At 55.5% G+C, this 13,074-nt stretch carries 14 protein-coding genes; all 14 read left to right on the top strand.

Annotated elements, in window-relative coordinates; genetic code table 11:
• Nucleotides 1-13: 13 nt before the first annotated feature.
• Nucleotides 14-2,029, top strand: coding sequence for an NADH-quinone oxidoreductase subunit NuoG (nuoG, locus tag R8G34_05225; protein MDW3222279.1), 2,016 nt, complete (start codon nucleotides 14-16; stop codon nucleotides 2,027-2,029).
• A gap of 353 nt (nucleotides 2,030-2,382) precedes the next feature.
• Entirely contained in the window at nucleotides 2,383-3,420 is a 1,038-nt protein-coding gene (gene nuoH, locus R8G34_05220; protein MDW3222278.1) for an NADH-quinone oxidoreductase subunit NuoH, read from the top strand.
• Nucleotide 3,421: 1 nt separating this feature from the next.
• Nucleotides 3,422-3,916, top strand: coding sequence for an NADH-quinone oxidoreductase subunit NuoI (gene nuoI / locus R8G34_05215; GenBank protein MDW3222277.1), 495 nt, complete (start codon nucleotides 3,422-3,424; stop codon nucleotides 3,914-3,916).
• Nucleotides 3,913-4,299 carry a carboxymuconolactone decarboxylase family protein gene (locus tag R8G34_05210; protein ID MDW3222276.1) on the top strand — a complete coding sequence of 129 codons (387 nt, stop codon included), beginning with the start codon at nucleotides 3,913-3,915 and terminating at the stop codon, nucleotides 4,297-4,299. Before nuoI ends, R8G34_05210 begins: the two co-directional genes overlap by 4 nt.
• Complete coding sequence (locus tag R8G34_05205) at nucleotides 4,296-4,715, top strand: carboxymuconolactone decarboxylase family protein (protein MDW3222275.1); 420 nt, start codon at nucleotides 4,296-4,298, stop codon at nucleotides 4,713-4,715. The genes R8G34_05210 and R8G34_05205 overlap by 4 nt, the downstream gene beginning before the upstream one ends.
• Complete coding sequence (locus tag R8G34_05200) at nucleotides 4,712-5,314, top strand: NADH-quinone oxidoreductase subunit J (protein MDW3222274.1); 603 nt, start codon at nucleotides 4,712-4,714, stop codon at nucleotides 5,312-5,314. The genes R8G34_05205 and R8G34_05200 overlap by 4 nt, the downstream gene beginning before the upstream one ends.
• 68 nt (nucleotides 5,315-5,382) lie before the next feature.
• Complete coding sequence (locus R8G34_05195; protein ID MDW3222273.1) at nucleotides 5,383-5,871, top strand: hypothetical protein; 489 nt, start codon at nucleotides 5,383-5,385, stop codon at nucleotides 5,869-5,871.
• Nucleotides 5,868-6,173 carry an NADH-quinone oxidoreductase subunit NuoK gene (nuoK, locus tag R8G34_05190; GenBank protein MDW3222272.1) on the top strand — a complete coding sequence of 102 codons (306 nt, stop codon included), beginning with the start codon at nucleotides 5,868-5,870 and terminating at the stop codon, nucleotides 6,171-6,173. Before R8G34_05195 ends, nuoK begins: the two co-directional genes overlap by 4 nt.
• A 4-nt stretch (nucleotides 6,174-6,177) precedes the next feature.
• A complete protein-coding gene (locus R8G34_05185) occupies nucleotides 6,178-6,303 on the top strand; it encodes a hypothetical protein (protein MDW3222271.1) in 126 nt (41 codons plus the stop codon).
• Between the two features lie 7 nt (nucleotides 6,304-6,310).
• Nucleotides 6,311-8,467: an NADH-quinone oxidoreductase subunit L gene (gene nuoL, locus R8G34_05180; protein ID MDW3222270.1), complete on the top strand. Its 2,157-nt coding sequence runs from the start codon at nucleotides 6,311-6,313 to the stop codon at nucleotides 8,465-8,467.
• Nucleotides 8,467-10,008 carry an NADH-quinone oxidoreductase subunit M gene (locus tag R8G34_05175; GenBank protein ID MDW3222269.1) on the top strand — a complete coding sequence of 514 codons (1,542 nt, stop codon included), beginning with the start codon at nucleotides 8,467-8,469 and terminating at the stop codon, nucleotides 10,006-10,008. The genes nuoL and R8G34_05175 overlap by 1 nt, the downstream gene beginning before the upstream one ends.
• A 12-nt stretch (nucleotides 10,009-10,020) precedes the next feature.
• Nucleotides 10,021-11,466 (top strand): NADH-quinone oxidoreductase subunit NuoN, encoded by a 1,446-nt coding sequence (gene nuoN / locus R8G34_05170; protein ID MDW3222268.1) that lies wholly within the window; start codon nucleotides 10,021-10,023, stop codon nucleotides 11,464-11,466.
• Between the two features lie 50 nt (nucleotides 11,467-11,516).
• A complete protein-coding gene (locus R8G34_05165; protein ID MDW3222267.1) occupies nucleotides 11,517-12,287 on the top strand; it encodes a biotin--[acetyl-CoA-carboxylase] ligase in 771 nt (256 codons plus the stop codon).
• A gap of 12 nt (nucleotides 12,288-12,299) precedes the next feature.
• Entirely contained in the window at nucleotides 12,300-13,073 is a 774-nt protein-coding gene (locus R8G34_05160; GenBank protein ID MDW3222266.1) for a type III pantothenate kinase, read from the top strand.
• The last annotated feature ends 1 nt before the right edge of the window (nucleotide 13,074 follow it).

The following is a 13,074-nucleotide window of genomic DNA, read 5'->3' as shown; positions in this document are numbered from 1 at the left end:
AAAGGCAAATGATATGAGCGACTTACGCAAAGTCATTATTGATGGTCAGGAAATCGAAGTGGATGGCGCGATGACGCTGATCCAGGCTTGCGAAGAGGCGGGCATCGAAATCCCGCGCTTTTGTTACCACGAACGTCTGACCATCGCGGGTAATTGCCGCATGTGTCTGGTCGAAGTGGTCGGCGGCCCGCCAAAACCGGCAGCTTCCTGTGCCATGCAGGTCAAGGACCTGCGCCCCGGGCCGGAAGGTCAGCCACCGGTGGTGAAAACCAACTCGCCCATGGTCAAGAAGGCCCGCGAGGGGGTTATGGAATTCCTGCTGATAAATCATCCGCTGGATTGTCCGATTTGCGATCAGGGCGGTGAGTGTGATTTGCAGGATCAGGCAATGGCTTATGGCGTGGATTTCAGCCGTTACCGCGAACCCAAGCGCGCCACAGAAGACCTTGATCTGGGTCCGTTGGTCGAGACCCATATGACCCGTTGCATTTCTTGCACGCGCTGCGTGCGTTTTACCACCGAAGTCGCGGGCATTCACCAGATGGGCCAGACGGGTCGTGGCGAGGATGCCGAGATCACGTCCTATTTGGGTGAAACGTTGAATTCCAACCTCCAGGGCAACATCATTGATCTTTGCCCCGTGGGTGCTCTGGTTTCAAAGCCTTACGCCTTTACGGCGCGGCCTTGGGAACTGACCAAGACCGAAAGCATCGATGTCATGGATGCGCTTGGGTCCAACATTCGCGTGGATACCAAGGGGCGTGAAGTCATGCGGTTTCTGCCGCGCAACCATGACGGCGTGAACGAAGAATGGATTTCGGACAAGACGCGTTTTGTTTGGGATGGGTTGCGCCGGCAGCGTTTGGACAAACCCTACATCCGCGAGAATGGCAAGCTGCGACCAGCCACTTGGCCCGAGGCGTTGTCAGCGGCAGCGTCGGCAATGAATGGCAAGCGGGTCGGCGGGCTTGTGGGGGATCTGGCGCCAGTCGAGGCAGCCTTCGCGCTGAAGGAGCTGATCGAGGGTCAGGGCGGGATTGTGGAGTGCCGCACTGATGGCGCCAAGCTCCCCGCAGGCAACCGATCTGGCTATGTCGGAAACGCCGCGATCGAGGATATCGACGAGGCGCGTTACATCATGCTGATCGGCACAAACCCGGCCATTGAAGCGCCGGTGCTGAATGCGCGTATCCGCAAGGCTTGGACTCATGGCGCCAATATCGCACTGATCGGTGAGGCGGCGGACCTGACATACGAGCACGTGCACATGGGCACGGACCGCAAGGCGCTCGCGGATCTTCAGGCGCATGACTTCGGCGGCATTAAAGAAGTGCCCTCGCTTGTAATCATCGGACAAGGAGCTCTGATGGGGGCTGACGGTGAGGCTGTGCTTGCCGCCGCAATGGATGTAACTGCGAAGACCGAAGGCAAGCTTCTGGTTTTGCATACAGCCGCCTCGCGGGTGGGTGCGATGGATATCGGTGCAGTCAACGACGGTGGCATGGATGCCGTGACGCAGTCGGAAGTGATTTACAACCTCGGGGCGGATGAGATCGACATCCCTGCGGGGCCGACAGTGATATATCAGGGCAGCCATGGAGACCGTGGTGCACACAGGGCTGATATCATCTTACCCGGGGCGGCCTATACCGAAGAACCCGGCCTGTTTGTGAACACCGAAGGTCGGCCCCAATTGGCACTGCGCGCGGGCTTTGCGCCGGGGGAAGCCAAGGAAAACTGGGCGATCCTGCGTGCGCTTTCGGCTGAAATGGGAATGCAATTGCCCTATGACAGTATTGCGCAACTGCGACAGGCTTTGGTGAAATCTGTGCCGCATCTCGCCAAGATCGACGATGTGCCGGAAAATGAATGGCGGCCCATGGCGACAGGTCCGCTCGGCGCTGCGGATGTGTCATTTGCAATCAAGGATTTTTATCTGACTAACCCGATTGCCCGTGCCAGCCAGTTGATGGCTCAACTGTCGTCCAATGCGAAGGCGCGCCGGGAACAGGCGATTGCCGCCGAATGACGCAGAGCTCCATCATACCCCTTGCGCCAAACACCCCGCCTTACGGATGCAGCAATGTAAACCGCGCTGCATATTTTTTGGGACCGGCGAAAATCATGAAATGCAAAGCCAGGATTTTCACCAGAAGAAATCAAAGGCACCGTGCTGCATCAGTTTCGCCACCAGTTACGCGGAACATTCGACCGGAAATTACGGGGCAATTGCAAACAAAAGTGACCCAAGAGGGTGGCGTGTGGGCGACAGATGCTGTTTACACAAACTCGCCAACCCTGCCTGATGGGCCAGCGCCACATGGTATGAAAGCTGTTGTGGCCGCCCAATGGAAAACAGGAATACCGACGGTGTGAGGACCTATGGCTGATTTTTTTACCACTCCCGGCGGCATCGCCATTCTGATCCTGGCGCAGGTGCTTGCGGTTGTTGCCTTCGTCATGATCTCGCTGCTTTTTCTGGTGTACGGAGACCGGAAAATCTGGGCTGCGGTTCAGATGCGACGTGGCCCAAACGTGGTGGGGGCCTTTGGCTTGCTTCAGACGGTGGCCGATGCGCTGAAATATGTGGTCAAAGAGGTCGTGGTGCCGGCCGGCGCGGACAAAACGGTATTTATGCTCGCGCCCATGGCGTCTTTTGTGCTGGCACTGATCGCATGGGCCGTGATCCCGTTTAATGAAACATGGGTGCTCAGTGACATCAACGTGGCGATCCTCTTTGTTTTCGCGATCTCATCGCTTGAGGTTTATGGCGTGATCATGGGGGGCTGGGCGTCCAACTCCAAATATGCCTTCCTGGGGTCGTTGCGATCGGCCGCGCAAATGATTTCTTATGAGGTCTCACTGGGGTTGATCATTATTGGGGTGATCATCTCGACGGGGTCGATGAACTTTGGTGGTATTGTCGCAGCACAAGATGGGGCTTACGGGTTTTTCTCATGGTATTGGTTGCCACATTTCCCGATGGTTTTTCTGTTCTTTATCAGCTGTCTAGCCGAAACCAATCGTCCGCCTTTTGACCTTCCCGAAGCTGAATCAGAACTGGTCGCGGGGTATCAGGTTGAGTATTCGTCCACGCCCTTTCTGCTCTTCATGGCCGGCGAATACATCGCGATTTTCCTGATGTGCGCGCTGACCACGCTGCTGTTCTTTGGCGGCTGGCTGTCACCGATCCCGGGCCTGCCGGATGGCGCGCTCTGGATGGTGGCCAAGATGGCCTTCTTCTTCTTCCTTTTCGCGATGGTCAAGGCGATCACGCCGCGCTACCGCTATGACCAATTGATGCGCCTGGGCTGGAAGGTCTTCCTGCCATTCTCATTGGTCTGGGTGGTCTTTGTATCCTTTGCGGCAAAGTTTGACTGGTTCTGGGGCGCCTATGCCCGCTGGACCGTAGGAGGTTGATATGACACAGATCGACTACACACGCGCGGCCAAGTATTTTCTGCTGCAGGATTTCTGGGTCGGCATGAAGCTGGGTTTGAAATACTTCTTCGCGCCCAAGGCGACGCTGAATTATCCGCATGAAAAGGGGCCGCTCTCCCCGCGTTTTCGCGGTGAACACGCGCTGAGACGGTATCCTAACGGTGAAGAGCGCTGTATTGCCTGCAAGCTTTGCGAGGCAATCTGTCCCGCTCAGGCGATCACAATTGATGCCGAACCCCGTGATGATGGCAGCCGACGCACGACGCGTTACGACATTGACATGACCAAATGCATCTACTGTGGCTTCTGTCAGGAAGCCTGTCCGGTGGATGCGATTGTGGAGGGTCCAAATTTTGAATTCGCCACAGAGACGCGCGAAGAACTGTACTACGACAAGGACAAGCTCCTTGCGAATGGTGAACGTTGGGAAGCCGAAATCGCGCGTAACCTCGAACTGGATGCACCCTACCGATGAACGGGACTGACGCATACACGCGCGGCAAAGCAATGGCAGAAGCCACAAACCCGGGCATAGAGGATGCGCTGGCCGCACGGTATGATGCGATTTTGCCCGGATTTTCCACCACGATGATGGAAGTGGCTTTTGGCCATTATTACACGCGGGACGGTTTGGATGACAAAACACGGTACCTTGCAACAGTGGCTGCTTTAGCCGCGCTTGGCGGTCAAACCGCGCCACAGCTCAAAGTTCACATCAAGAATGCGCTGCGATCTGGGGCCAGCCAGCGCGAGGTTGCCGAAGTGATCAACCAGATGGCGCTCTATGGCGGGTTCCCGGCAATGATCAATGCATTGAACGCAGCTCTCGAAGTTTTCGAAGCGGAGGACGCACAATGAGCGACCCCAAGAATACATTCGAGGGGGCGAACCCTTTTGCCGCGATGATGTCTCAGGCGCAGGAAATGGCCAAGAGCTTTCCGGCGATGGAAGCGTTCACACCCAAAGGCTTTGAAAAGATGATGGGCACAATGCCCAAAGAGTTCATGGAAATGATGTTTGGCAATGCGCTGAACGAAGGGTCGCTGGATGCGCGCACGCGCATGTTGCTGACGCTTGCCGGGCTGACTATGCAGGGGGCGCAGAATGACGTTGGCTTTCGTCAGGCCGTGCGCCATGCACGCGAGGCTGGTGCGACTGAGCAACACATTATTGAGACGATCGGGCAAATGTCCATGTTTGCAGGTCTGCCCGCCATGACCCGCGCGCTGGAACTGACCCAGCAGGTATTGGATGAAGAGAAGGACGCAACATGACAGTTTTTGCCTTTTATCTATTCGCCATCAGCGTGATCGCGGGGGGGCTGTTCACGGTCATCAGCCGAAATCCCGTGCATTCGGTGCTGTGGTTGATCCTAGCGTTCTTGTCCGCTGCAGGTTTGTTTGTGTTGCTGGGTGCAGAGTTTGTGGCGATGCTGCTGATCATCGTCTATGTGGGCGCGGTCGCGGTGCTGTTTCTCTTTGTGGTGATGATGCTGGACGTGGATTTCGCCGAGCTCAAAGCGGAAATGGCGAAATACATGCCATTGGCGCTGCTGATTGGCCTCGTAATCCTGATGCAGTTCGTGATGGCCTTTGGGGCTTGGGAAAGCAACGCCGCCGCCGAAGGGCTGCGCGCGCAGGTTTTGCCAGTGGATCGGCACAACACCGAAGCCTTGGGCATGATCCTCTATGATCAATACTTCCTTCTGTTCCAACTGTCGGGCCTGATCCTGCTGGTTGCGATGATTGGTGCGATTGTGCTGACCCTGCGCCATCGCTCGGACGTGAAGCGCCAGGATGTGGTCGCCCAGATGATGCGCGACCCAGCCGTGGCGATGGAGTTGAAAGACGTGAAATCGGGGCAGGGGCTGTGAAACTAACCGCGCTCTTAACTGCGTTTGTGCTGATGCCGTTTCTGACGGTATCTGCAAATGCATGTTCAATGAGAGCGAATGCATGGGATGGTTTCGATTGGCCGATCCTTGATCGGAAAAACTGTAGTTTTGTGCGGGCAGGTCAGTCGCGTTATTTTGACCTTGCCGGTGCCTATGCCGTTGATCTTAAAGAAGGCAAGGTTGGCCAGCGGATATCGAACCAATCCTATTGTCGTCAGGCCGATGACTATGCACTCATTGCGGATTGCGTTGCCGGGCAGGCGGTTATGGTGAAATTGTCGCGGAGTTTTGTCTATCAATTGCCGCGCGGTTTCAGGGAACGGGAAGGGTATGTTTTCCAGGATACGCCCAATGCAAGATCTTTCCACTGGGTGCCAAATGGTGACGTTTCCACGGTCTCCGCAGCTGCTTCTACACGTGGATATGAAGTAACCCCGGCAAGCGACTTTCTTTCACAAATGAGATCCCGCAATCGTTTTGATGCGTTTTGCGGATGCAAACACTACTACCCAGACTCGGCAGGAGCCAAGCAATGATCGGACTTGAACATTACCTGACGGTGGCGGCGACGCTTTTTGTCATTGGCATCTTCGGGCTGTTTCTCAACCGCAAGAACATCATCATCCTGCTGATGAGCATCGAATTGATGCTGCTGGCTGTGAACATCAATCTGGTCGCCTTCTCCAGTTTCCTCGGCGATCTCGTCGGGCAGGTCTTCACGCTCTTTGTTCTGACTGTTGCTGCTGCGGAGGCGGCAATCGGTCTGGCCATTCTGGTCTGTTTTTTCCGCAACCGCGGCACCATTGCCGTGGAAGACGTCAACGTGATGAAAGGCTAGCATCATGGACACTGCACTGGCGTATATCTGGCTACTGCCCGTCGCGATTGGCATTTTTGGTGTATACCACTTCGCGATGCGTGACCTAGGGGCGCAAGTCCTGACCCCCCGATTGACGGCCGAGGAATAAGCTGACTATGGAAACCATCATCCTATTTGCCCCGCTGGTGGGCGCGTTGCTCTGCGGTTTCGGCTGGCGCATCTTTGGCGAAACGGCTGCCATGTGGATCGCAACGTCGCTACTGTTTGTCTCGGCAATCCTGAGCTGGGTCGTTTTCCTCAGCTTTGACGGCACGACGGAGCAAATCCAGATCCTGCGCTGGATCGAAAGCGGCACCCTCAGCACGGATTGGGCCATACGTCTGGACCGTCTGACCGCGATCATGCTGGTGGTGATCACCACGGTTTCCAGCCTCGTGCATCTTTATTCCTTTGGCTACATGGATAAGGACCCGCAGTGGAAAGAGGGCGAAACATATAAGCCCCGCTTCTTTGCCTACCTGTCTTTTTTCACCTTCGCGATGTTGATGTTGGTCACAGCTGACAACCTTGTTCAGATGTTCTTTGGCTGGGAAGGGGTTGGTGTCGCCTCCTATTTGTTGATCGGATTTTACTATCGCAAACCAAGCGCCAACGCCGCAGCGATCAAGGCTTTCGTGGTGAACCGTGTGGGTGATTTTGGCTTTGCCCTCGGTATTTTCGCGCTGTTCTTTCTTACCGATAGCATCAATTTTGACGATGTGTTTGCTGCCGCTCCTGAGCTTGCCGAAACACAACTGACGTTCCTTTGGGGAGAGTGGAACGCGGCGAATCTGATCGCGATGTTGCTGTTCATCGGTGCCATGGGTAAATCGGCGCAGCTGCTGTTGCACACATGGTTGCCTGACGCGATGGAAGGGCCGACGCCGGTGTCTGCGCTGATCCATGCCGCGACGATGGTAACAGCAGGTGTGTTCCTTGTGTGCCGCATGTCTCCGATTATGGAATTCGCGCCCGAAGCGATGGCATTTGTGACCGTGGTTGGTGCCACAACTGCGTTCTTTGCGGCCACCGTCGGGTTGGTTCAAACGGACATCAAACGCGTCATCGCCTATTCCACCTGTTCGCAGCTTGGTTACATGTTTGTTGCTGCTGGCGTGGGCATGTATTCCGCTGCGATGTTCCACCTCTTTACGCATGCATTCTTCAAGGCGATGCTGTTCCTTGGCGCTGGTTCGGTCATCCACGCGATGCACCACGAACAGGACATGATGAATTACGGCGGACTGCGCAAAAAGATACCTTATACATTTGCGGCCATGATGATCGGCACGCTGGCCATTACCGGTTTGGGTATTCCTGTATGGATCATGACGCTGGGTGAAATCCCGATCGGATTTGCCGGGTTCCAGTCCAAAGACGCCATTGTTGAAAGTGCCTACGCGGCCGGTACGATGTACGGCTTTTGGGCGCTGGTGATCGCAGCACTGTTCACCAGTTTCTATTCGTGGCGGCTGATGTTCCTGACGTTTTATGGAACACCGCGTGGCGACAAACACACCCATGATCACGCCCATGAAAGCCCGATGACAATGATTGTGCCTTTGGGTGTTCTGGCGCTGGGGGCAATTTTTGCGGGTATGGTTTGGTACGGATCGTTCTTTGGTCATACCGACAAAGTTGCCAAGTTCTACGGTATTCCCTACGCCGAAGCGGGCGCGCATGGCGAGGGCCACACTGATGAAACCCACGCCGAACATATGGCCGATGGCACTGCAGAAGAGCATCACGGTGATGACGCCGAAGGGGCCCACGGTGACGCAAAAGAAGGCGAACACCACTATGCCTTCACAGGTCAACCCGGAGAGGGTGGCATATACATGGCCCCCGACAATACCTTGCTCGATGATGCACATAAGGTGCCCTATTGGGTGAAAACTTCGCCCTTTGCGGCAATGCTGTTGGGCTTCCTGACCGCCTATTGGTTCTATATCAAAAACCCGTCCCTACCCGGTCGATTGGCCGCAAACCAACGCCCTCTGTATCTGTTCCTCAAGAACAAATGGTATTTTGACGAACTCTACGATGTGATTTTTGTGGGTCCGGCCAAATGGATCGGTCGTCTGCTCTGGAAACGCGGTGATGGGGATGTGATTGACGGCGGCCTCAATGGGGTTGCGATGGGGATTATTCCCTTCTTCACACGCCTCGCGGGCCGCGCGCAGTCGGGCTATATCTTTACCTATGCCTTCGCGATGGTGATCGGGATTGCTGTGCTCGTCACCTGGATGACGATGGGCGGGGGAGCAAACTGATGGACAACCTCTTGTCGATTGTGACCTTCATTCCCGCAATGGCGGCGTTGATCCTTGCTGTATTCCTGCGCGGCGATGATGAAGCGGCCAACCGGAATGCCAAGTGGCTGGCCATGGCCGCCACCTCAATGACCTTCCTGATATCGCTCTTTATTCTCGCTGAATTTGATCCAAACGACACCGGCTTTCAGTTCGTAGAACAAGCGCCGTGGTTGTTAGGCCTGCAATATAAAATGGGCGTGGATGGCATTTCGGTGCTGTTCGTGATGCTGACAACCTTCATGATGCCGCTGGTTATCGCGGCCTCCTGGAATGTGAGCACGCGCGTCAAGGAATACATGATCGCTTTCCTGCTCTTGGAAACGCTGATGCTGGGCGTGTTCATGGCGCTCGATCTAGTATTGTTTTACCTGTTCTTCGAGGCCGGACTCATCCCGATGTTCCTGATCATCGGGATTTGGGGCGGGGCGAACCGGATTTATGCGAGCTTTAAATTCTTCCTTTATACCTTTCTCGGCTCAGTTCTGATGCTGGTTGCGATGGTGGGGATGTTTGCGGATGCAGGCACAACCGATATCGAGGTTCTGCTAAACCACCAGTTTGCATTTGAGAGCTTCTCGGTGGCGGGCGTAACAGTGGTTGGCGGCTTGCAATCGCTCATGTTCCTGGCGTTCTTTGCCAGTTTCGCGGTCAAGATGCCGATGTGGCCCGTACACACCTGGCTGCCGGACGCACACGTACAGGCCCCGACGGCTGGATCTGTGGTGCTAGCGGCGATCCTGTTGAAACTGGGCGGTTATGGCTTTATCCGCTTTTCGCTGCCGATGTTCCCTGTGGCCGCGGAAATATGGTCCCCGATGATCCTGTGGATGTCCGCGATTGCGATCGTTTACACGTCACTGGTCGCGCTTGTTCAGGAAGACATGAAAAAACTGATCGCCTATTCGTCGGTTGCTCATATGGGTTTTGTAACGATGGGTATTTTTGCCGCAAACCAACAAGGTGTGGACGGCGCGATTTTCCAAATGATCAGCCATGGCTTTATCTCGGGCGCGTTGTTCCTATGTGTTGGCGTGATCTATGACCGCATGCACACACGCGACATTGATGCCTACGGCGGTCTTGTGAACCGGATGCCGGCCTACGCACTGATCTTCATGCTGTTCACCATGGCGAATGTTGGCTTGCCGGGCACCTCTGGATTCGTCGGAGAATTCCTGACGTTGATGGCTGTTTTCCAAGTGAATACCTGGGTGGCGGCCGTTGCGACCACTGGTGTGATCTTTTCGGCAGCTTATGCCTTGTGGCTCTATCGTCGCGTGGTCATGGGCGATCTGATCAAGGAAAGCCTAAAGTCCATTAGTGACATGACGCCACGCGAGCGCTGGATTTTTGCGCCGTTGGTGGCAATGACGCTGTTGCTTGGTGTGTATCCAGCCCTTGTACTGGACATCACCGGTCCGGCTGTTGCGGCACTGGTCGGGAACTATGATACGGCACTGGCTGCGGCTGAGGCCGCCTCTCAGTTGGCTGCGAATTAAAGGACGGACGATATGGTATCCGCTGATTTGACACTTGTGCTGCCGGAAATCCTGCTGGCCGTCTACGCGATGGTTATGCTTCTGGTGGCCGTCTACACCTCCAAGGATGGGCTGGCCTCGACTTTGTTGTGGATGACGGCGGCAGTCATGGCAGCTTTGGGCGTTTGGATTGCGACAACAGGCGAGGGGTCCGCGACGGCCTTTAACGGCATGTTGATGCTGGACGGGTTCGCGCGTTTTGCTAAGGTGACAATCCTGCTCTCAGCGGCAGCAGTGCTCGTCATGTCCGAAGGTTACATGAAGTCGCGCGATTTGCTTCGGTTTGAATATCCCCTGCTCGTCGCGCTTAGTGCCGTGGGCATGATGGTCATGGTCTCCGCCAATGACCTTATGGCGCTGTACATGGGGTTGGAACTGCAATCTCTGGCGCTTTATGTGGTTGCTTCCCTGCGCCGCGACTCGGTGAAATCAACCGAAGCGGGGCTCAAATACTTCGTCCTCGGTGCACTATCCTCTGGCCTGCTGCTCTATGGCGCGTCACTGGTTTATGGATACGCTGGCACAACAATGTTCTCAGGCATCATCGAAACCGCGCAGCACGGCGAGGTTTCGCTTGGGCTGCTCTTCGGTCTGGTCTTCCTGATCTCCGGTATGGCCTTCAAGGTTTCCGCAGTGCCGTTTCACATGTGGACCCCGGACGTGTATGAAGGCTCGCCCACGCCAGTCACGGCATTTTTTGCTACGGCACCCAAAGTTGCTGCCATGGGTCTGTTTGCGCGCGTGCTGCATGACGCCTTTGGAAATGCAGTAGCGGATTGGAGCCAGATCGTTGCGCTTCTTTCGGTCCTGTCCATGTTCCTCGGTGCGGTCGCCGCGATTGGTCAAACAAACATCAAACGCCTGATGGCATTTTCGTCGATTGCGCATATGGGTTATGCCCTCATGGGGCTGGCGGCTGGAACCGTGCTCGGCGTACAGGCCATGCTGATCTACATGGCGATCTATGTGACAATGAACGTCGGTACCTTCGCTTTTATCCTGATGATGGAAAAAGATGGTCAACCGGTCACAGAAATCGGCGCGTTGAATAACTATGCCAAACGCGAACCGGGCAAGGCCCTGGCCATGCTGGTGCTGCTCTTCAGTCTTGCTGGCGTGCCACCGATGCTTGGGTTCTTTGGTAAATTCTATGTCCTGCGCGCCGCCTATGAGGCCAACCTCGCGTGGCTGGCAATCGCCGGAGTCATCGCCTCCGTGATTGGGGCCTATTACTACTTGCGCATTGTTTTTTATATGTATTTTGGTGACGAGACTCAGGAAGGGTTGGATTCGGGCGGCAATAACACAGTGCTCTGGGGCTTCCTCATGGCATCTGCCGCAATCATGGTGTTGGGTATCGCCAACATGTTTGGTGTAGAATCCGCCGCAGCAGCGGCCGCCGCCACTCTGGTCAACTAATCTCTGACGTTTCAGTGTGTGGCAGCGCGACCCTTCGGGGAGAGTTTTTGATGCCAAAAGAATTTATGTCTTCATGGCCGGATGGATACGGTCGTATCGTGCTGGAGAATGTAGATTCAACGTTGGACGAAGCTTCTCGGTTGGCGCTTGAGAGTTCAGGTGCGTTTTGGGTGCTGGCGCATCATCAAAACTCTGCGAGAGGCAGGCGCGGTCGGCCGTGGTCCATGACTGAAGGCAGTTTTGCCGCGACCCTCGTGCTGCGCCCTGATCAACCCCCTGGTGTTGCGGCACTGCGTTCCTTTGTGATGGCCGTGGCGCTCTTGCGCAGCTTTGCAGATGTCACTGGCGATCCAGAGATGTTTGCGCTGAAATGGCCGAATGATGTCTTGCTAAAGGGTGGGAAGGTCGCCGGGATCCTTCTGGAAAGCGCCGGTGACGGTGGAAAAATGGGCCCTCTTGCCATCGGCGTTGGCGTCAATCTGCGCACCGCGCCACCCGTTGAGGAGGTGGAAAGGCAAGCGTTTGCGCCCGTGTCTCTGCTGGACCTCACAGGTGTCACCATCACACCCGAGCCGTTCTTGAACGTGCTGGCCCACCATTATGCCTTGCTTGAAACTCAATTCAAAGATTTCGGTTTTGCGCCCATAAGAACCGCTTGGCTTGCGCATGCTGCTCGTCTGGGCCAACCAATTATCGCACGCACGGGGCGCGACGAAGTCACCGGAACCTTTGAAGATGTTGATGCGAGCGGTAACCTGATGCTGCGTACGTCTCATGGATTGCGGGCCATTGCGGCGGCGGATGTCTTTTTTACCCCATAGAGGAGGGTGACGATGCTTTTGGCAATTGATTGCGGGAATACCAATACGGTTTTTGCGATCTGGGATGGCGAACAGTTTCTGGCCTCTTGGCGCACCTCTACCGAATGGCAGCGCACGGCAGATCAGTATTACGTCTGGCTATCCACCCTCATGAATCTGCAGGGCATTGATGCGCAGATCACCGATATGATCATTTCCTCGACAGTGCCACGGGTGGTCTTCAATCTGCGTGTGTTGGGCGATCGGTATTTCAACACGCGGCCTTTGGTGGTCGGAAAGCCAGACTGTTTGTTGCCCGTGGATGTGCGCGTGGATCAGGGAGCACAGGTGGGACCGGACCGGCTGGTCAATACGGTTGCGGGGCATGATCTCTATGGTGGGGACCTGATCATGGTGGATTTCGGAACTGCGACGACTTTCGATGTGGTGGATCGCGATGGGGCCTATATTGGCGGCGTGATCGCGCCCGGCGTGAACCTGAGCCTTGAGGCGTTGCATCAGGCGGCCGCCGCCCTGCCGCATGTCGATATTACCAAACCGCAAGAGGTGGTTGGCACAAATACGGTGGCCTGTATGCAATCGGGTGTTTTTTGGGGTTATGTCGGGCTCGTCCGTGAGATATGTGCCCGGATTAAAGCAGAGCGTGATCGAGAGATGCGCGTGATATCAACGGGGGGGCTGGCCCCGCTATTCCAGCAATCTGAAAAGCTTTTTGATGCTTTTGAGGATGATTTGACAACACACGGCCTGACCGTGATTCATAAATTCAACAAGGATAACGCTTAAT

Source organism: Paracoccaceae bacterium (assembly GCA_033344815.1).
In the GTDB taxonomy this organism is placed as follows: domain Bacteria; phylum Pseudomonadota; class Alphaproteobacteria; order Rhodobacterales; family Rhodobacteraceae; genus Roseobacter.
This window is presented reverse-complemented; position numbering and strand designations above follow the sequence as displayed.